This is a genomic window from Providencia rustigianii DSM 4541 (assembly GCF_000156395.1).
In the GTDB taxonomy this organism is placed as follows: domain Bacteria; phylum Pseudomonadota; class Gammaproteobacteria; order Enterobacterales; family Enterobacteriaceae; genus Providencia; species Providencia rustigianii.
In genome coordinates this window covers 164030-183547 of record NZ_GG703819.1, presented here as the reverse complement: position 1 = coordinate 183547, position 19518 = coordinate 164030, and the positions used below count along the sequence as shown (strand labels likewise).

15 protein-coding genes, 1 other RNA gene and 1 pseudogene are annotated in these 19518 nt (G+C 41.8%); 5 read left to right on the top strand and 12 right to left on the bottom strand.

Annotated features, from left to right (window positions below; genetic code table 11):
• Positions 1-414 precede the first annotated feature (414 nt).
• From PROVRUST_RS10740 to smpB, 5 genes are all read right to left on the bottom strand, one after another.
• Complete coding sequence (locus PROVRUST_RS10740; protein WP_006814820.1) at positions 415-2556, bottom strand: DEAD/DEAH box helicase; 2142 nt, start codon at positions 2554-2556, stop codon at positions 415-417.
• A 100-nt stretch (positions 2557-2656) separates the two neighbouring features.
• Positions 2657-4288 carry a HamA C-terminal domain-containing protein gene (locus PROVRUST_RS10735; RefSeq protein ID WP_006814819.1) on the bottom strand — a complete coding sequence of 544 codons (1632 nt, stop codon included), beginning with the start codon at positions 4286-4288 and terminating at the stop codon, positions 2657-2659.
• A gap of 704 nt (positions 4289-4992) precedes the next feature.
• Positions 4993-6234: an integrase gene (locus tag PROVRUST_RS10730; RefSeq protein WP_006814818.1), complete on the bottom strand. Its 1242-nt coding sequence runs from the start codon at positions 6232-6234 to the stop codon at positions 4993-4995.
• A 181-nt stretch (positions 6235-6415) separates the two neighbouring features.
• Positions 6416-6779: a transfer-messenger RNA gene (ssrA, locus tag PROVRUST_RS19280) on the bottom strand.
• A 48-nt stretch (positions 6780-6827) separates the two neighbouring features.
• Positions 6828-7310, bottom strand: a complete 483-nt coding sequence (smpB, locus tag PROVRUST_RS10725; protein ID WP_006814817.1) for an SsrA-binding protein SmpB — start codon at positions 7308-7310, stop codon at positions 6828-6830.
• Between the two features lie 153 nt (positions 7311-7463).
• On the opposite strand from smpB, the gene PROVRUST_RS10720 reads away from it, so the two are divergent.
• Positions 7464-7898 (top strand): type II toxin-antitoxin system RatA family toxin, encoded by a 435-nt coding sequence (locus PROVRUST_RS10720; protein WP_039855078.1) that lies wholly within the window; start codon positions 7464-7466, stop codon positions 7896-7898.
• A complete protein-coding gene (locus tag PROVRUST_RS10715) occupies positions 7891-8184 on the top strand; it encodes an RnfH family protein (RefSeq protein WP_006814815.1) in 294 nt (97 codons plus the stop codon). Before PROVRUST_RS10720 ends, PROVRUST_RS10715 begins: the two co-directional genes overlap by 8 nt.
• Before the next feature lie 198 nt (positions 8185-8382).
• Here the strand turns inward: PROVRUST_RS10715 and bamE are convergent, their stop codons facing one another.
• From bamE to nadK, 3 genes are all read right to left on the bottom strand, one after another.
• A complete protein-coding gene (gene bamE, locus PROVRUST_RS10710; protein WP_006814814.1) occupies positions 8383-8790 on the bottom strand; it encodes an outer membrane protein assembly factor BamE in 408 nt (135 codons plus the stop codon).
• Positions 8791-8902: 112 nt separating this feature from the next.
• Complete coding sequence (recN, locus tag PROVRUST_RS10705) at positions 8903-10564, bottom strand: DNA repair protein RecN (RefSeq protein ID WP_006814813.1); 1662 nt, start codon at positions 10562-10564, stop codon at positions 8903-8905.
• Between the two features lie 85 nt (positions 10565-10649).
• A complete protein-coding gene (gene nadK, locus PROVRUST_RS10700; protein ID WP_039855403.1) occupies positions 10650-11549 on the bottom strand; it encodes an NAD(+) kinase in 900 nt (299 codons plus the stop codon).
• Between the two features lie 101 nt (positions 11550-11650).
• Here nadK and grpE point away from each other — a divergent pair, with 101 nt between their 5' ends.
• Positions 11651-12229, top strand: coding sequence for a nucleotide exchange factor GrpE (gene grpE, locus PROVRUST_RS10695; RefSeq protein ID WP_006814811.1), 579 nt, complete (start codon positions 11651-11653; stop codon positions 12227-12229).
• Positions 12230-12292: 63 nt separating this feature from the next.
• Here the strand turns inward: grpE and ung are convergent, their stop codons facing one another.
• Positions 12293-12973, bottom strand: coding sequence for a uracil-DNA glycosylase (gene ung, locus PROVRUST_RS10690; protein ID WP_039855076.1), 681 nt, complete (start codon positions 12971-12973; stop codon positions 12293-12295).
• A gap of 329 nt (positions 12974-13302) precedes the next feature.
• Here ung and grcA point away from each other — a divergent pair, with 329 nt between their 5' ends.
• A complete protein-coding gene (gene grcA / locus PROVRUST_RS10685) occupies positions 13303-13686 on the top strand; it encodes an autonomous glycyl radical cofactor GrcA (RefSeq protein WP_006814809.1) in 384 nt (127 codons plus the stop codon).
• 160 nt (positions 13687-13846) lie between these two features.
• A complete protein-coding gene (locus PROVRUST_RS10680; protein ID WP_006814808.1) occupies positions 13847-15295 on the top strand; it encodes a Tle-like phospholipase domain-containing protein in 1449 nt (482 codons plus the stop codon).
• A 30-nt stretch (positions 15296-15325) separates the two neighbouring features.
• Here PROVRUST_RS10680 and srmB read toward each other — a convergent pair.
• The 3 genes and pseudogenes from srmB to hutG form a co-directional block, all read right to left on the bottom strand.
• Positions 15326-16665, bottom strand: a pseudogene (srmB, locus tag PROVRUST_RS10675) (ATP-dependent RNA helicase SrmB).
• Between the two features lie 163 nt (positions 16666-16828).
• The gene (gene gltS, locus PROVRUST_RS10670; RefSeq protein WP_006814806.1) at positions 16829-18034 is read right to left on the bottom strand and encodes a sodium/glutamate symporter; all 1206 of its coding nucleotides are present in this window, start codon (positions 18032-18034) and stop codon (positions 16829-16831) included.
• A 564-nt stretch (positions 18035-18598) separates the two neighbouring features.
• Positions 18599-19516, bottom strand: a complete 918-nt coding sequence (hutG, locus tag PROVRUST_RS10665; RefSeq protein WP_006814805.1) for a formimidoylglutamase — start codon at positions 19514-19516, stop codon at positions 18599-18601.
• Positions 19517-19518: the final 2 nt, after the last annotated feature.

The window sequence follows — 19518 nt, the reverse complement described above, 5'->3', positions numbered from 1 at the left end:
CTGGTCTGAGCGAAGAACGGTGTAGAGGCGTTAGAAAAAGCCCTCAGTAATAAACAAAGAGCTATTAAATTGGATTATTTAACTATTACATTTTCGGTTGCTGCCAAGAGGCATGTAATATCTGCGATCCTCCCAGTAAGCACGGATAGAAAGTGAAAGGTATCGTTTCCCCGTCCATAGTGCTTCCCATTGTTTTTCTTTGTAAGACAGCTAGCGTTGACCAGCGCATCCAACCTATTGGGGACTGATTTATTGAGAATTTACTGATGTTTCGCAATTGGGATAAGGGATTTTCCTTCAATATTTCATGTAGTTATCATTGCATTGGGCTTGCTTGTTACTCTGCAACGGTGAAATGGGAGTAGCAAGGTACGCCTTTATAGCTATTCAGGGTGTTGCACACAGCTAAGAATGCTACATTTCGGACACAGCCCAATACATTAAGTTTTTCTCAAAGTGAGTCAGTTGAAGGTGCTCTATTTTAGGAGCCAAACTTCGAAGTTTATCCAACAGGTCATTCAGATGTTCCGATGGCAAGATGAGATTCTTAAGCTGAACCGAAATCTGAGTGGGGATTCCGTATTCATCCAATGCAGTGAGCAGCGGATCGAGAAACATATTTTCAAGCTGCTCGGCAAAGAAACGGAAATCTCCCGGCTCGACCCCTTTTTTCGCCAATACGTCGGCCTGAATGTTATTTACTGCCATGATGTCCCGGGGCAATCGGAAACACACCATATTTCTGATGAACTTCAAACGTAGATTGATCGCTTCGCTGGGTGTATGTTCTTGCCGTCGATTTTTCACCGCATCGCTTAGATAAGCCGGGAGGTTTTTCTGAGTTCGAAGCTCATTGATGTGCCACACCAATTGTAAGCTCGACGATATCCCATAGTCCATCAGGTTACCCCCTTCTAGATTGTAGACCAGTTCACATAGGTAATTGAGCTGGCTCGGCTCTGGAATACCTTTCCAGTCCAGAAGGTTGCTGTTGGACTGTAGGTCATGAATAATTGTTTCTGCTACTTCCACTTGCCTCTCAATTGGAACGTGTCGATTCTCTATCAGAGTTGTAGGCGATAGTACCGGATTGGCGTATACATCTTGGAGACGACCACGTGAAATATCCGTCAGGTATTCGTTCTCCAGTTGCATGAGGAGCCCCATCGGAGAGTTTTCATCCTGATGACCGATAGGGTATTCGACTGTAAGTCCCTGCTCAAGGGGAGGAGCTTCGAGCATAAAGACTTTTCCAATGAAGTACTTATTCATACGGCCTGCACGACCTGAAATATTCTTGTAGGTAAAATAGTCGAATGTTGAATTCTTCAGGCGTCGGTCATAAATGATCACGTTCTCTGCCGATGTGTTGACACCTTCGATCATCGTAGATGTACAGATAATTCTCTTGATGATGCCATCGTTGAACAACTTAACGATGTACTGCTGCAATGCGCGTGGCACTCCTCCATGGTGAATCCCGATACCCAGAGATATTGCCTTGGCAACGTTCCATTCAGGGTGGTAGTGCTCAGAGATCCATTCAGCTATTTCCTGAGTCTCTGGTACTGGAGTCAGCTTAGCTTCCTGAATTAAATACTCGGCGACCCTATTCGCACTAGGAGGAGCCTGACAGTAGATTAAGGTTGGCGTGTCTAGAGTTGCAACCAATTCTAGCAATTTTTCCTTTCGCTCTTCGGACCGCATCTCCAGATTGAAGTTCTGGATGTCTACCGCAACCGTGCTGTAATCGGATGGGATGAAGTGGTACTCATAGTCATCCAAACCAGAGATCTTCTGAATGTGAGGCCCGAGCATGTAGAACTGAGCACCAGTCTTTGCAAGCTTGTGAAAGGCCAAGCTTAGGTCAACAGCACGTGAGCTTCCATCAGTGGAGCTCCCCAAATCTATTTTGTAGAACTCGTCTAAGACAAAAAATTCTACATCAGCAAGATCAGTACGCTGGATGACTCGCTCTTGGGTCAGCAAGTAAACGTTGGTTGTCTCGATCACGGATTCTTGGCTCGGATGAGTGATTAGGTTGAAGTCCTTAAAACGTTTGACCAGTCGGCGGCGTGTTTCGTCGATCAGCGCAATAGTTGGAACGATCACTACAACCTTTTTAAACCGTCGCTGTGCTAGAACAGCATCAATGACTAGACTTTTTCCGACGCTTGTAGAAGCACTGAGTACTACATTTCGGCCTTGCATGATCAAGCTGAATGTATGGGCTTGCAGATGATGAAACACCATGCCTTGTTCTACTCCCTCTACCCTGTGAGCTTCATAAGCTAAGCGGTCAGAGATCGCCATGCAGCTAAGGTGAGGTGTGATATAAGGGAATAGTCCAACAGCTCGTACCATGTTTAGCAGGAGCGACTGCTCTACAGAGTCAAAATACGTAAATTTGTCGAGTGCTCGGATCACCAAATCGCGGCCTTCCCACTCTGAATTGCTTCTGTTTACGATGGTGTTGATGGCGAGCAGCATATCGACCGCTTTTGTGTTATCTTCACCGAGCTTCGCCAAGATGTTCTTAATTTTTTCGTAGTTCATAGTTGCTTCGTTCCTTGAGACACACGCGACTGAATGATTTGCCTAGGATATCTTCATATTCTCATATCTTATGCTCAGTCATCCTTAGACCATGTACTAGTTATGCCTGCAATTTTTCCAGCTTTTCGCAGTGAGCGTTGAAAGCCTTGGTCAGATTTTCAATGCTTTCCATAGGCACCAAGAAGACGATCACCTTAACTTGTTTGATGTTCTCCGGCAGTTTCGAGGTGAACGTGCTGAAGTGGGTTTCGATCTCTATCTTGATGTTATCGACGTAATCAGCGAGCCAACCTGACAAAAGTGCTGTACTATCGTAGGTCAGCAATATGGGGAAGCAGATAATATTCAGTATGTCATCGACAGAAGAATTCCGATGCAGAGCTTGATTGAAGGAATCTGATTTTGGCTGGTGATGTAAAGGTTCGCGTAGAGAAATAATAATTTCGCGCTCTGTCGACAGCACAGTTTCTGATATGGTTTTGTCAAGAATTTCTCGAATTTGCTCTAGTGTTTTATCCATGTCATTTACTTTGATCAAGCGAGCAAGACCTAGCCACAACTGGTCATCTTGATCAGGAATCTGAACGATGTGAGCATTGCCAAATTCTGAAAGCCTGCCAGCAGATTTGTAGAAGACTTTACACGCAACGGGTTCGCTGTTTTGGTGGCTTCGCAGGATGGAATGGAGGATTAATTCTGCAATGAGCCTGTTGCGTGGAAGCTCACTGTCGCTGAAAGTGCTGATTGACCTAGCCAGTATTGTTTCGGCGTTATGCGCAAGGATGTTTACTATTTCACTGGCCTTTAGAGAAAACTCGGGTAGCCATTCGATGAGATGCTTTGCGTAATTTTCATGTCGCCATTTCTTAAGCGCATAGCGCACATCAAAACCAGAAAATGAGTGCAATAAACCCTCTTTTTTGTTGGCGTGAAACTCGACCAAGAACGGATCCGGTCGCTTTTTATATGGTTTGGATGTGGCCGCTGACTTGTCATCAGCCTTATCTAATAATTTCCTGAGGTGAGCCAGCGTCGGAGCTCGAAGGATGATCTTAGATGCTGCAGATGTTTTTACGCTAGCTGTAGCCGCTTTGTCAGCAATCTCTAAAAATTCTTCGTAAATTGCCTTTAGTTGCGTGAAGTTGGGGCGATTTCCTTGCTCCTCCGCAAGCTGGGCCAACGCCTTTATATTGACGGCCTCCAGCGCCTCGACATCACCGTATACCTGCCAGACAATGTTTTCAGCCCAGTACAAGAAGTCCCGTTTTTGAGGTGATACAAACGTTTTAAACTTATTGCGCAGTGCCACACCTCGGGTAGTGGTTATGTCGGGCAGCATCCGCTTATCTATTTCTTTCTTGAATCCTTCAAGAATTCTTGCAACGTCACGCTTGGTCACGATTCGGAAGCGCGCAATACCTGGACGTACGTCGCATTTCAGCGATTTATGTAGCAACGAAGAATTAGCCTTGGTGCCATCTAACGCTGTTATCTCTTTCAAGTTCCATTTACCATCACTTTCGGTTGTTTTGACCTGAATGTATTCGTTTAGTATCTGGCCTGCGTATTGGTATACTGCCACGATGTCATCCGCGGTCTCGCATTCCACTTGGGAGTAGTTGCTGTCTCGTAGCATCTTGAAGATGAAGCTGACAGCCACGTGATCTTGATACTTAAAGCCTTGCCTTGCCGCAGGCCCACCTGCATCGGATAGGCTAGTAATGCTCATCATGACATCCTTTCATTGCGAGAAGATTTGCAGAAATTGGACATTTTAGCTCAGTCAAGTCAATAACTGTGAAACCTGCTAATACTACCCTACTATTTCTATTGCAGTCATTGGCTGGTCATATGCAATATTTATTGGCACTTTATGCTGCTCTCAATAGTCCAAGGTAAAAGCAATATTTTGATTGAATCACACCATAGTCGTAAACACAAGTTAACCGCTTTTGACCGAAAGAAGTTATTTATACAAATGGATAATAGACGAAATAAATCATTGCGTCTCTGCTTTGTAGATCGAGCTGCTCCAAGTTCGCTGTCTACTCATTCTTAACAGGCTTGGCTATAGGCATACTTCTGGATCCCTGACACCTACTCAACTGTCTTTCAGAGCTGGGTCTGCACATTTGCACCTGCCATGAAGCTCAGAACACAGGGACGACCGTTGACATGTCCAGTAGCCTTTCTTGACTTGACTCCATCACCTTGTCCGTGACTTTAACCCGTGACTACGCATTATCAAGGCGTACCACTTTGTTGTGCGTTTGGGGTTCATCTATTATCCACTTTTACCCTTGACGTTTTTTTCGCTGCTGCATTCCTTTGACCAGCTTCCAGTCGATTGAAATCACAGCACATAGCCGACATCTGGATGATATATAACTCTGTACAGTTATAGTACCAGCTAAAATTTGAGCTGATACACATAAGTTATCCAACTAGCGATATTCCTCTTATTCCACCCTTAATCATACTCCCACGATCAGCTTCCTCAATAAATTCAGCCCACCATTGCATCATAGGGCGGCGTTGTTCTAGATAATCACTGCGGTTATAAGCACGTCTAACTTCGTTTTTATCAACGTGGGCCAGGGCGGCTTCAATAACATCGGGTGGGAAGCCTTGCTCATTGAGTGCGGTACTGGCAATTGAGCGAAGACCGTGTGAAACCAGTACACCACTAAACCCAGCACGTTTTAAAGCAGCATTGACGGTTTGGCTGTTCATAGGCTGAGTAGGCTTGATACGGCTAGGGAAGATAAACTCACGATGATCACTTAGTGGTTTCATTAGCTCTAAGATAGCTAAAGCAGTGTCAGATAACGGAACAGTGTGTTCTCGTTTCATCTTCATTCTAGCTGCAGGTATCTTCCATTCCTTGGTTTCGAAGTTGATTTCATCCCAACGGGCTTCAGCTGCTTCAGCAGGGCGGGATATGGTAAGTAGCTGCCACATAAACAAACATCTGGTAGGCAAGATAATATTAGCTGTACGCATCGTTTGCATCAGTTGCGGTAATTGCTCGGGGCGAATACTTGGCATATTCTTTTTCTTGGGTTTTTCAAAAGCCTTACCAATATTGATACTTGGAACAGCATCAATTAAGCCAGTATTTTGAGCATAGATCATCACTTCGTTAATGCGCTGACAAAGGCGACGAACGGTTTCTAATGCACCTCTGGCTTGAACGGGCTGTATTGCTTGGACCAATATATGCGCTTTGATATCGGTAATGCTGATATCTCCTATAGCGGGAAACACATCTCGTTCAAGCGAACGCCAAATATCGTTACCGTAGTCTTCTGTGACGGTGGACTTCTTCACTTCCCACCAACGTTTAGCAACAAGTCGAAAGGTATTGGTTTTGGACTCTTGAGAACTTCTTATTTGATCTTTTTGATATTCTTGAGGATCAATATCTTTTGCCAGTAATGAGCGAGATTCTGCTCTAAGTTTTCTAGCATCGGAAAGTGTGACAGCAGGATAGGCCCCAAAACTTTGTTTGGTCCTTTGTTTTGTGTACGGGCGGTAGTAACGGAATTGCCATAATTTGCTTCCGCTAGATTTGATTAGCAGAGTGAGTCCGTCACCATCATACAGCTGATAGTCCTTGTCTTGTGGTTTAGATGCTTTGATTTCGGTATCGGTTAATGGCTTAGTTTTTCTTGCCATAAAAAATCTCCATGCGTTTAGGCCCAACAAAGATGTTAGTTCTTTTCGTTGGGCCTATCAATGGGCCTAAAGGAATTAGCTTGGGTGAGATGAAATAGGACAGTGTAGGACATAAAAAAGCCCGCAACTCATTGAGTTAGCGGGCTTTTCAGTCTTCTTTGGACGTCATTAGAAGATAATTTGGTGGAGCTGGCGGGAGTTGAACCCGCGTCCGAAATTTCTACATCCTCGGTACTACATGCTTAGTCTAGTCTTTAAATTCATTTGCCAACTGCGGACAGACACGCCATCAACAAACTATCCTGATTAAGTTTAACGCTTCAACCCCAGGCAAGGTATTCACGCGATCTCTTTTGGGTTTGACCTCTCTTGATCCCCGTCCTAAGAGCGGAGGCTAGGGAGAGAGGGCTCTAAGCAGGTTATTAAGCTGCTAGTGCGTAGTTTTCGTCGTTTGCGACTATTTTTTTGCGGCTTTTTACGAGGCCAACCGCCCCTCGGCATGCACCTTGGGTTTCGCAAATCCCGTCGAATCCAGAATCAGCCCCAAGTTGTTGAACGCAGTATAACAGAAAATAACTCTATAAAGCTAGAACTTAGCGATTAGAATGTTTCATTATACGCGCTTTATCTAACTGCCACTCTCTATCTTTGATATCAGAGCGCTTATCGTGGGCTTTTTTACCTTTGGCAACGCCAATTTTGACTTTGCACCACGCATTTTTCCAATATAAAGAAAGCGCGATAACTGTGTACCCTTCACGGTTAACTTTGCCATAAAGAGTATCTAATTCACGTTGATTAAGAAGTAGTTTACGGCTACGGGTTGGGTCGCAGACAACATGGGATGATGCGACAGTTAGTGGTGTAAAGTTTGCACCAAACAGATAGGCCTCACCATCACGCAGTAAAACATAACTATCACCAATATTGGCTTTGCCTGCACGTAATGATTTAACTTCCCAACCTTGTAGGGATAAACCCGCCTCGAACTCCTCTTCGATAGAATATTCGTGGCGAGCACGTTTGTTCATAGCAATTGTTGCTGAACCGGGTTTATATGGTTTTTTCTTTGTCATAGTTCAATCATTATACGTTAAGATGAGTTGAAATAAATCTTTCAACGCCGATATTTTTCTAATTGTGCATTTCTTGCCCTGCACAGGTTTTGTTTTTTGTGTAACCCGTCAATGGTGCTATTATATGCGCAGTTTTTGGGGATAGGAATTGATATGCCACAGATTAGTCGCTCTGCGTTAGTCCCTTTTAGCGCGGAACAAATGTATAAATTGGTTAATGATGTTATTTCATACCCAAGTTTTTTACCAGGGTGTGTTGGAAGTCGAATTATTAGCCATAGCCCTGATGAGATGACAGCGTCGGTTGAAGTTTCCAAAGCAGGGATCAGCAAAACCTTTATTACTAAAAATGCATTGGAAGATAATAAACGAATCCATATGCAATTGGTTGAAGGGCCTTTTAGTAAGCTAACAGGGGGATGGCAGTTTATTCCTCTTAGTGATGACGCCTGTAAAATTGAATTTCATCTTGATTTTGAGTTTTCCAATAAATTAATTGAGCTTGCATTTGGTAAGATTTTTAAAGATCTTGCGAACAATATGGTTCAAGCATTTACATCAAGAGCTAAGGTTGTTTACCGTGTCTGATATCAACATTGAAGTCACTTATGCATTGCCTGAAAAGCAGTTCTTGCTATCAGTGGCTGTGCCTGAAGATACAACTATTGAAGATGCAATTATTGCGTCAGGTATTTTGGCATTACGATCTGATATTGATTTAAAAAAGAATAAAGTTGGTATTTATAGCCGACCAGCTAAATTAGGGGATAAGGTTCAGGAAGGGGATCGTATTGAAATTTATCGACCACTGATTGCTGATCCGAAAGAGTTACGTCGTAAGCGTGCTGAGAAATCTAAAGAGAATAATAAATAATAGATTAGTGTAATCATTATTGATAATGAAGCCGAGTGGAAACTCGGTTTTTTTATATATTTTAAAATGAGTTTGAAGCATTTTCTAAATACTAATTTGCAGATTTAGCAACTACCTGTAGTTTGAAAGACATAAATTAATCTTGGTTTCACAGGTAGTTACCGCGCGCTAGCAAAAGCATTGAGCTTTATTAGTGCGTTATTCCGCTGCTTTAGTTTCTGAAGTTTTAGCTTCGGATGCTTTTATTTCATTAGCTTCCATTGCTTGCTGCGCTTCAAGATTCTTTTCATTTTTGATATCAGTCAGAATACCTGTGCGATCAAAAGTTAGCGTTAAAGTTTCTTGTTTTACAGGGTCATGACCAAGCTCTTGGCGGAAAACATAAAACCAAGTCTGAGAACCAAACGGGTCAGTCATCATTGGGGTGCCCAAAGTATAAGCGACCTGTTGCTGTGTCATTCCTTTTTTGATCTTAGCAACATCTTTTGCAGTCAAGTAGTTACCTTGATTAATGTCCGGATGGTAAACAAGACGTTCCATCATTGAACAGCCTGTAGACATTAATGCAAATGATAGTGCAGCAGCAGTTAACAATTTATAACGCATGGATATCTCATTCCTTTTGGAGTCAGAACATCAATGATAATCGACATTGATACAATTTAAAACCTTCCATATCGACTCTAAGACAACAGGAGAGAAAAAAAGTTGTCAAAATTTATGCTGCAAGCAACTCTTTTGCATTCGCTAGTGTATTTTTTGTTACAGATGAACCTGCCAATAATCTCGCAAGTTCTTGTAATCTTGATTTTTTATCTAGCAGTTGCATATGCGTTTCCGTTTCTACACCGTTCGTTTCTTTGCTGACATAAAAATGATGATGACCACAGCCAGCAACTTGCGGTAAGTGAGTAACACACATTACTTGGGTTGATTCCCCCAGTTCGCGTAACATTTTGCCGACAATCGCGGCTGTTGGACCACTGATACCAACATCTACTTCATCAAAAATTAGGGCAGGAGTATCCATTTTTTTCGCTGTAATTACTTGAATTGCTAAAGCAATACGGGATAACTCACCACCAGAAGCAACTTTAGCCAGGGCTTGATGAGGTTGTCCAGGGTTCGTTGTGACATTGAATTCCACTTTGCAAGCCCCATCAATTTGCAAATGTTCCGGCACGAATTTTACATCAATAGTAAATAGGCCATGCGGCATCGATAATTGATGCATGCTATCCGTGATTAATTGGCTTAATTCTTGTGCGTAGTGTAAGCGCACATGATGTAAGCGCTCAGCACAAGCTAAAGCTTCTTGGTGGGCTGCAACGACTTGAGCATTTAAGACTTCACAATCTTCATTTTGATTGGCAATTTGTTCTTGCTCTTCCACTAGCTGTTGAAAAAGCTCAGGTAAGGCTTCGGGAGTTACATGATGTTTACGCGCAAGACTAATTTGTTTAGAAATACGTTGCTCAAGCTCAAATAGACGATTTGGGTCGAGTTCATATTGGTCACAATAATGTTTGATTTCATCGCTGACTTCACTGACTTGAATTGTGGCTTCTTCCAACATATCGAGCAAACCAGAGAATTTAGGATTAAGAGAGACTAAGTCTGCTAGCTCACTTTTTGCCATATTTAATAAGCTGATTACATTAGCGTCGTCGCTTTCAGTTAAAATTTGGGCGGTAGTTTGTCCGATAGTCAAAAATTGACCATGATTAGCGAGTTGCTTGTATTCTTGATCAATCTCTTCAAATTCACCTTGGACGGGCAAAAATTCAGTTAGTTCTTTCAGATGATAATCAAGTAATTGTTTGCGAGATTCTCGCGTTTGCATCTGTTTTTGAAATACAGCGAGTTGTTGGCACGACTCGTGCCATTTTTGCCATGTATGCTTCATTTGTGACAATAATTCTTGCTGATTAGCATAGGCATCAAGCAACGATTGTTGATGACCATTATCTAGCAATAATTGGTGTGCATGTTGGCCATGAATTTGAATAAGCAGGGCGCCAAGTTCCCTTAATTGAGATAAGGGAACAGAAACACCATTAATAAAGCCTCGGGAACGGCCATCTACCGCGATAGTTCGGCGTAATAGACATTCATTGTGATTATCTAACTGATGCTCTACCAGCCAATTTGCTGCCATTTGTGCATCAGCAAGAGAAAAGCGGGCACACAGATCGGCTCGTTGGGAACCAGGCCGCACCATATTGGCTTCACCTCGGTTTCCTAAACATAGCCCTAGAGCGTCGATAGCGATGGATTTACCTGCACCAGTTTCACCTGTAATTGTGGTCATACCGCTACGAAAATCAATTTCTAACTCACGAACGATAGCAAAATTATTGATGGTTAATTGGGTTAGCATCTGCGCTCTCCTGTGAAAATACACAACTGTGTTTTCATACAGTTTAACCTGTTTTTTTATACAGTAAAGAGGCAGAGTGAAAAAATTAAAAAGTTTTTTTGGACCAACCTAACTTTGAGCTTAACGTATTGAAATAATTGTAATCTTTTGGGTGTATTAAGTTTAAGCTCTTTGAACTACGTTTGATGATGACTTCTTCGCCATCCTGTATAGGTAGCATAATTTGGCTATCACAGCTCACTTCATAGTCAATGTTGGTACGCAAAAATTTCAAGCGAATGCTGCTGTCACTGCTGATCACGAGGGGACGAGATGACAATGTATGAGGAAACATTGGCACCAATACAATGGCGTCGAGATTGGGTGTCAAAATAGGCCCGCCGGCAGATAATGAATAGGCTGTAGAACCCGTTGGGGTGGCAATAATTAATCCATCAGAACGCTGAGAAAAAGCAAATTTATCATCAATATAGACTTCAAACTCAATCATGTGTGCAACTTTGCCTGGGTGAAGTACTACCTCGTTGATAGCACTACTTTTACGTGATTTTTGATTTGGTTTGATCACTTGCGCTTCTAATAAAAAACGCTGTTCTTCATGATACTCACCATCCAAAACTCGGGAGAGTTGTTGCAGAGCATTATCGGGATCGAGGTCAGTTAAGAATCCTAAATTACCACGGTTAACACCGATGACTTTATTGTTATAACGAGATAAAATGCGTGCCGCTCCAAGCATATTGCCGTCACCACCAACAACAATGACCAGATCGGCTTGTTGACCAATTTCAGTCAATGTACCGGCATTGGCATTTGCCAATTTCAAATCTTTGGCAACTTGTTTATCAATAATCGCATGGTAATTTTTCGAAATTAGCCAATGATAGATAAGTTCATGGGTTGCCAGTGCTTCAGGATGCCTAGGGTGCCCAACAATACCGATAGTTTTAAATGGTGATTGTGGTGTTGTCTTATCCGTTTGCATACTTTTTTGGCCTCTCATTGTATGGCTTCCCTTGAATCCCTGTATTAGATCCCCATAATACTCTCATATATCGAATTATTGCTAAATACGCGGAGATATTCATGAGTAGTAAAGAACAAAATGTGCATGATGAGCAAACTTCTGAGCAAACTGAAACTCAAAAAGTTGAAGCAGAACAAGAAGTCGATACTCAACAAGCTGAAGAACAAGCGTTAGCCGCGCGCATTGCTGAGCTTGAACAGCAACTTGAAGCTTCCCAAAAAACTGAGCGAGAAGCAATGTTACGTGCTCACGCAGAAATTGAAAATGTTCGTCGTCGTACTGAGCAAGACATCGAAAAAGCACACAAATTTGCTCTTGAGAAATTCTCAAATGAGTTATTGCCTATTATAGATAACTTAGAGCGTGCTATTGATGCTGCTGACCACGAAAACGAAGAATCAAAAGCGATGCTAGAAGGCTTGAATCTGACGCTCAAAATGTTCTTGGATGCTGTCGGAAAATTCGGTATCGAAGTCGTTGATGCTGCTAACGTACCATTTAATCCTGAAGTCCACCAAGCAATGACCATGATCGAATCCCCTGATCACCAAGCTGGGCAAGTGATCAATGTGATGCAAAAAGGTTATACATTGAATAACCGCTTACTGCGACCAGCGATGGTTATTGTTTCTAAGTAAGTTTAGGATATTTAAAATAAAATGGGATGCTTAGCATCCCATTTTTGTTTCTATCAATTCATGTTATTCGTCAATGACAGGATTCCAATTGATAGGTGTAAGACCTTGTTGTTCTAACAATTGATTGGTTTTTGAAAAATGTCCGCATCCAAGAAAACCTCGATGAGCTGAAAGTGGTGATGGATGAGGCGCTTTCAATACATGATGGCGTTTAGTATCAATAATTCGTCCTTTCTTTTGGGCATGCGCTCCCCATAAAAGAAAAACAACGCCTTCAGTATGCTCATTGATTGCTTCGATTACTTTATCTGTAAACGTTTCCCAACCCAAGTGGGCATGTGAATGCGCATTTCCCTGCTCAACGGTTAATACCGTATTGAGAAGTAACACCCCTTGCCGCGCCCAACTCAGTAAATACCCATGATTAGGCCGCACAAAGCCGGGGATATCTTGTTCTAGCTCTTTATACATATTGACTAAAGATGGCGGTGCCTTGATGCCAGGAAGCACGGAAAAGGATAAGCCGTGGGCTTGTCCCGGACCATGGTAAGGGTCTTGTCCTAGGATCACGACTTTGACATCGGCCAGCTCTGTATAACGAAAAGCGTTAAAGACGTCTTCTTGTGGTGGATAAATAATTTTTCCATTTTGGCGTTCTGAGGCAACGAAAGCCAGCGTATCTTGAAAATAGGTTTGTGACTTTTCTGAGCCAATCACATCGTGCCAAGTTACCGTATTTGACATGAAATATTCCATTGCTATCTATGTATAAAGGTAGCTTACTGTTTCCTTGGTCAGAGATAAAGTATTGTTCATTGCTAATGTCTTCAAATTATTTTGAAAATTTACAAAAAATAATTAAAAGAATGCAAATATGATTTTTGATTTAAATCAGAAACATGCGAACCCCAAATTGATCGCCACACAAAATATTTGATAAATATCAAAGAAAGCAGGGTGTCTAGCTGGTATATATTAGATAAATAGGTTGGTTAGACCAATTATCCAATCAAAAGCTATTAAAGATGGTTAGCGAAGATTGATCAAAATCTGATTCGAACGTGGAGGTCGACATGATTACTGGTATTCAAATTACTAAAACTGATAATGCAGCACTGCTGAACTCATTCTGGTTACTGGATGATGAGACAAACGAAGCGCGTTGTGTGTGTGCAAAAGCAGATTATAACGAAGGTCAAGTAGTTGCTAAAGATGAATTAGGTGCTTTTGAGTTCCGTGAAGTTCCTCTGGAAATGAAACCAACCGTTCGTGTAGAAGGTGGTCAGCACTTAAATGTTAACGTATTAAGCCGTGAAACATTGGAAGATGCAGTAAAAAATCCAGAGAAATATCCACAGTTAACTATCCGTGTTTCTGGTTACGCAGTGCGTTTTAACTCATTAACGCCAGAACAACAACGCGATGTTATTACTCGTACTTTCACAGAAAGTTTGTAATAAACATTAAGGGGTCAATAGATCTCTGAGCTTAACAAATTCTAAAAGCCATTGTTATCAATGGCTTTTTTATTCCCTTCTAATAAAGTCGATTATTTCCCCTGTTCGCGATTTATATTTCAATACTCTTCCTGAATAACGTATTTGTTAGGGAGAGTCTATGCCTTTGAGTACAACCTTACAGACGATAATTAAAAAAGATGAACTTTCTTTAATTCAAGAAGGTTTAAATCTGTACATACAAAACCCATTTACCGAAACATTTTGCAGTGTTGGTGATAAATGGTCACCAAATATCACTAAGGAGGATTTTTTAGGAAGCGATGCACAAAATAAGGATTATCTTTTAGCGCTACTGTCACGAGGCGCATATTACAGCCGTTGGCAAGAAATTCATGGAATAGAAAAACTAAATACAGAACAAATTAATCAGTTGGGAATAACGGCTGAACTACTAAGTGATAATTTTACTGGATTTCAAGCAAATATTTGCCGTTTTAATAATTTATATATTCTATGTTTTGCTGGGACTAACGATATAGTCGATTTTTATGCCAATATCAGACAAGGATTGGGATACTATGAACCTCAATATTTTCAAGCTGTTGGATTAACAAATATTCTATATAAAGCTGTTCAGGGTAATATTATTTGTACTGGACATTCTCTTGGTGGTGGGCTCGCATCCATTGCAGGGCTAGCTAGCCAGTCCCCTTGTATCTCATTTAGTCCTGCAGGGCTAGCGCAAAGTACGGTACAAAAAATTGGTATGGATTATCACTTAGCTAAGAAGATGGCAGATAATGGATTAATGCGCTTTTATACTGTCCAATATGATTGGCTTGATGCTCTTCAAAACACGCTACCAATCCCTCCTGCGTTGGGAAATCGTATTAAAATGGCCTATAGCGAACAAAGCTCTTGGAAAGACTGGCTCCCTCATCGTCTCTTAACCCGAAGTTTTATTGCACATACAATGGTGAAAATAACTAGGATGATGTGCAAGTATAAACCATGGAATAACTGGAATGCCATTACTGGGGAATTCGATAAGCAGGTAGATATTATGCTTACAGAGTTTCCAACTGTTGAAGAGCAGAAAATTATAAACTGGCAGGAAAGTTGTAAAAACGCAATTAAACAGGGAAATATAAATGAATTTTCTACACTGCTGTCGATGAGTAATAAGCAATGTAATATTGATAGTTTGGCAATGCAATCAGTTCGCTCGGTGAATAGCCAGTTTATTAAGGTATTACTTAAATCTTCATATGGGAAGGGAATTCAAAATATGAAATTAGCACAGCAGAAAAGTATTTTACATATTGCTGCGCAGAGTGGACAAGTTGCACAGTCAGAAATTTTGCTACATAGCGGGATAATGGTAAATGTAAAAGATAGCTTAGGTAATACACCGCTACATGATGCGTTAAATAGTCATGCACTTGAAGTCGCTGAATTATTATTATCAAAAGGGGCTGATTGGAGGATGAAAAATAATCAAGGTGACAATTGCCGAGATATTTTAAGTCATCACATGATTAAAGAGACATCATTAACGGATGAGGGGAGAGCCTCGAGGGGGAAAATCTATCAAATGATGAGTTAAAAAAACGGACCGAAGCCCGTTTTTCTTAAATTACTCTGTTTTTCCGCTATTCTCTGGAGTCGGCGGGGTAGCAGATGTACGGCGCTTACCGATATTTTTCTTATCGCGCTCACGTACTTTAATTTTCTTTTTACTTTGTTCTTCTTTTTTCTTTTCTTTACGTTTAGCCAGCACTTTCTTCGACGGTTTTGGTTTCGTCAGCATCGCATCTGAAGGTGCTTTTGTTGTTGGTCGTAAAGAATCCACCACTCGAATCTTGATAGGATCTTCAATGTATCGGGTGATTTTGCCAAACAGTGGGAAATCGTGAGCTTCCACAAGTGAAAGTGCAGTACCTTTACGTCCCGCACGTCCTGTACGACCAATACGGTGTAAATAAACATCTGCCGTACGTGGTAGGTCAAAGTTAAATACGTGGCTTACGTTTTCAATGTCTAAGCCGCGGGAAGCTACATCGGTAGCAACTAGCACGTTAACTTGCCCGGTAACCATACGACGTACCGCTTCATTACGTTTAGCCTGTACCATTTCCCCTTCGATGTAGCAAGGCTCAATCCCAGCTGTTCGTAGCCACTGAACGACCTCACGTACACGCTCACGTTTACGAACAAATACGATAGATTTAGTGACATCTTTTTGTTTGAGTAAATGGCACAGTAAGGCTGTTTTGTGTTCTAGGTTGTCCGCACGGTAATAAAACTGTTGGATCTTTTTGCGTTCACGACGTGATGGGTCTGCACTAATCTCAACAGGATCTTCCAATAAGCGCTCGGCGAAATCACGGATAGCATCCCCTTCAAGGGTTGCCGAGAACAACATGGTTTGTTTGCGCCAGCGGGTTTCTGCCGCAATAGTTTCGATATCGTGAGCAAAACCCATGTCTAACATGCGGTCAGCTTCATCAAGGATCAAAATTTCTACAGCGCGGCAGTCAAAGTTTTCTTCTTTAATATATTGCAGTAGGCGACCGGTAGTTGCGACGACAATATCTTGGTTTTCGCTGAACACTTCTGCGTGGTTCATATACGCGACTCCGCCTGTAATTGTGGCGACGTCTAAATGATTATGTGCGCAAAACTCTTTTGCTTGATCAGCAACTTGCATGGCTAATTCGCGAGTTGGCGTCACGATCAGAACACGAGGTGGCCCTGATTTTTTTCTCGGAAAATCAAGTAAATGCTGAATTGCTGGCAATAAGAATGCCGCTGTTTTACCTGTTCCGGTAGGGGCTGAACCTAACACGTCGCGCCCATCCATTGCTGGCGGGATCGCGGCTTCTTGGATAGCCGTTGGGCGCTCGTAACCTTTATTGGTTAGCGCTGTGATTAGGCTTTCATCAAGTTCAGTTCAGAAAATGTGGATGCAGTCATGATATACCTCTGTTTGGGGCGCTGATTATAAACAGGTTAGCAAAATTGTTCACCACAAAAATCAGTTTTCGTAGAGTTTACCTGTTTTTAATGGCGGAGGGTATATGGGGAAGGACTTGCCTACGACGAGTTTGGCCCCGTAATAGGCAAGTTTATTGCTTGATTAGCTGAGCATGTTAATTAACCAAGTGTGGTAAGGGATCCCAACGAGGTCGATAAGTACTGCACCACTTAATGGAACAATCATGAAGGCTTTCATGGAGACGTGTTTGTAACGCTCGCAAACCGATGACATGTTTGCCATGGCGTTTGGTGTCGCGCCTAGCCCATGTCCCATCATGCCTGAACACATTACCGCCGCATCGTAGTTTTTACCTAATAGTCGGAAGACCACGAAGACAATAAACAGGATGATAGCAACAGTTTGTGCCAGTAAGATGATAAATAATGGTAGTGCGATAACTTTCAATTCCCAAATTTTTAAGGACATCATCGCCATAGTTAAAAATAGGCCTAATGAAACGTCGGAAATTAAATTGATGGATTTCTGGTTAATTCGAACAATTTCAACTTGGTCATTAATGTTTCGTACAATGATCGCGATAATCATCGCACCCACATAGCTTGGCAAAGAGAATCCTGTTGCTTTCGTGAATTGCGCTGAAGCAAATTGACCAATGACCATCACACCTAAAATTAGTGCTAACATTTTTAAGAAAGCATGTGCGTCGATTGAGTCGATTTTGCCTGCTAGCTTCTCTTCAACTTTTACACTTTCAATATTTTCTTCGCTTTGAATCGTTACTTTGTGTTTTTTAATTAGGTAGCTTGCGATGGGACCACCTAATAAACTACCTGAAATTAAACCAAATGTTGCAGCAGCGATAGCTGCAACAGTTGCAGATTGTACGCCAAGGCCTTCAGCCATACTGCCAAATGCTGCCGCGCCACCGTGTCCACCAGTGAGAGAAACACCGCCAGCCATGATCCCAATAACCGGATCAATGCCCAGCAGATGAGCCAGACCTGCGCCGAAAGTATCTTGGAAAATAACGAGAGTCCAACAAATCAGTAAGTAAGTGATTAACAAACGACCACCGCTTTTTAAAATGCGGAAACTGCCATCGATACCGACAGTGGTAAAGAATGCGACCATCAGAAATGTTTGCAGGCTGGTATCAAAAGTGATTTCAGCCAGATCGAAAGATTTTAATCCCCAGATAAGTAAACTAACTAAAAAACCGCCAATGACAGGTGAAGGAATACAAAAACGTTGCAGCCATTCAATCCGTTTTTTGAGGTGTACACCCATGAGCAGGCAGAGCACTGTCAGGAAGAGTGTGGTGAGTGTGTCGATTTGGAACGTCATTGGTATCCCCTTGTTTTATACCTTGTCTTTCAAGTTACAGCGTTGTTGGTTTCTCTCAGGTACCCTAGTCACATACTTATGTATGCTCCTAGGGATACCTTCGTTTACCGCCTAGCTGTAACTCGAAATCCAAGGGTATAAATATCTTTTTAGAGATATATACAGTTGTTTTTCAAATTACAGCGTTGTTGGTTTCTCTCAAGTACCCTAGTCACATACTTATGTATGCTCCTAGGGATACCTTCGTTTACCGCCTAGCTGTAACTCGAAATCCAAGGGTATAAATATCTTTTTAGAGATATATACAGTTGTTCTTCAAATTACAGCGTTGTTGGCTATTTCAAGTTACAGCGTTGTTGGTTTCTCTCAGGTACCCTATAGGGATACCTTCGTTTACCGCTTAGCTGTCACTCGAAATTCCATCAATCTGTAACCCAAAAATCCAAGCATTTAAAATTTAAATACTTTTATTTTTATATAGTTGCTTAGTTGACTAAGCTTTTATTTATATATTGAAAGACAAGGTAAAGTTGTTTATCAGTCGTTTTATTGTGTTTGTTGTTTTTAGAATAAATATTGGTAAATCAAATAGGCTGCAAGTTTTGATGTGTGGTTATCAATATCAAATGCAGGATTACATTCAGCGATGTCAAACAGCGCAATCTTGCCACTCGCCTTGATAACGTTAAATAATTCATCAAACGTTTCAGTGGAAATTCCTCGTGCTGCTGGGGCACTGACTCCCGGTGCAATACCGGCAGAAAATACATCCAAATCCACGGTGATATAGAGATAATCGACAGAATCAATAAACAGCCGGAGCTGCTCAATGGCTTTGGGCAACTGACTTGATGTTAGCGCTTTATCGCGAATATATTGGCAACCAAGACGATCTGCCGTGTTGAATAACACTTTAGTGTTACCGTGATCAGCAATACCCAAACAGAGATAATTAAACGGGCGTTGATACTGTTTACACAGTTGTGAAGCTTGTAAAAATGGTGTGCCCGAGGTCGCTTCGGATGCTTCTCGTAAATCGAAGTGAGCATCAAAGTTGATAATTCCGATCGTTTTTTCTGGAGAATATTTCTGAACGAAATCAAAAACTCCTTGAAAACTGGCATAACCGACTTCATGCCCTCCACCAAGAATAATTGGCTGTTGTTTCTGTTCTAAGATCTTAATAATTTCATCAGATAATTTGCGCTGAGCACTTTCTAAATCCCCATCATCGCAGCTCACAGTGCCTGCATCACGGATAGCTAGAGGTTGATGAATCGGTAACCCAGCCAACTGGCGGCGAATTTCATCAGGGCCTGCTTTCGCACCTTCACGCCCCTTGTTACGTCTTACTCCTTCATCTGAAGCAAAACCGAGCAGTGCGAACTTTGCAGGTGAGAATTGATTGATAACCTGATGGATTCTAAGATGCTCTGCGGTTTCGCCATCAGTACGACCTTGCCATACAAAAGGTTGCGACATAA

Bases quoted from the DNA above. Each gene is read 5' to 3' on its own strand.
- grcA (WP_006814809.1), top strand. From the start codon at position 13,303: ATGATTACTGGTATTCAAATTACTAAAACTGATAATGCAGCACTGCTG.
- PROVRUST_RS10680 (WP_006814808.1), top strand. From the start codon at position 13,847: ATGCCTTTGAGTACAACCTTACAGACGATAATTAAAAAAGATGAACTT.
- PROVRUST_RS10720 (WP_039855078.1), top strand. From the start codon at position 7,464: ATGCCACAGATTAGTCGCTCTGCGTTAGTCCCTTTTAGCGCGGAACAA.
- smpB (WP_006814817.1), bottom strand. From the start codon at position 7,310: ATGACAAAGAAAAAACCATATAAACCCGGTTCAGCAACAATTGCTATG.
- PROVRUST_RS10740 (WP_006814820.1), bottom strand. From the start codon at position 2,556: ATGAACTACGAAAAAATTAAGAACATCTTGGCGAAGCTCGGTGAAGAT.
- bamE (WP_006814814.1), bottom strand. From the start codon at position 8,790: ATGCGTTATAAATTGTTAACTGCTGCTGCACTATCATTTGCATTAATG.
- ung (WP_039855076.1), bottom strand. From the start codon at position 12,973: ATGTCAAATACGGTAACTTGGCACGATGTGATTGGCTCAGAAAAGTCA.
- gltS (WP_006814806.1), bottom strand. From the start codon at position 18,034: ATGACGTTCCAAATCGACACACTCACCACACTCTTCCTGACAGTGCTC.
- PROVRUST_RS10735 (WP_006814819.1), bottom strand. From the start codon at position 4,288: ATGATGAGCATTACTAGCCTATCCGATGCAGGTGGGCCTGCGGCAAGG.
- PROVRUST_RS10730 (WP_006814818.1), bottom strand. From the start codon at position 6,234: ATGGCAAGAAAAACTAAGCCATTAACCGATACCGAAATCAAAGCATCT.
- grpE (WP_006814811.1), top strand. From the start codon at position 11,651: ATGAGTAGTAAAGAACAAAATGTGCATGATGAGCAAACTTCTGAGCAA.
- recN (WP_006814813.1), bottom strand. From the start codon at position 10,564: ATGCTAACCCAATTAACCATCAATAATTTTGCTATCGTTCGTGAGTTA.
- hutG (WP_006814805.1), bottom strand. From the start codon at position 19,516: ATGTCGCAACCTTTTGTATGGCAAGGTCGTACTGATGGCGAAACCGCA.
- nadK (WP_039855403.1), bottom strand. From the start codon at position 11,549: ATGCAAACGGATAAGACAACACCACAATCACCATTTAAAACTATCGGT.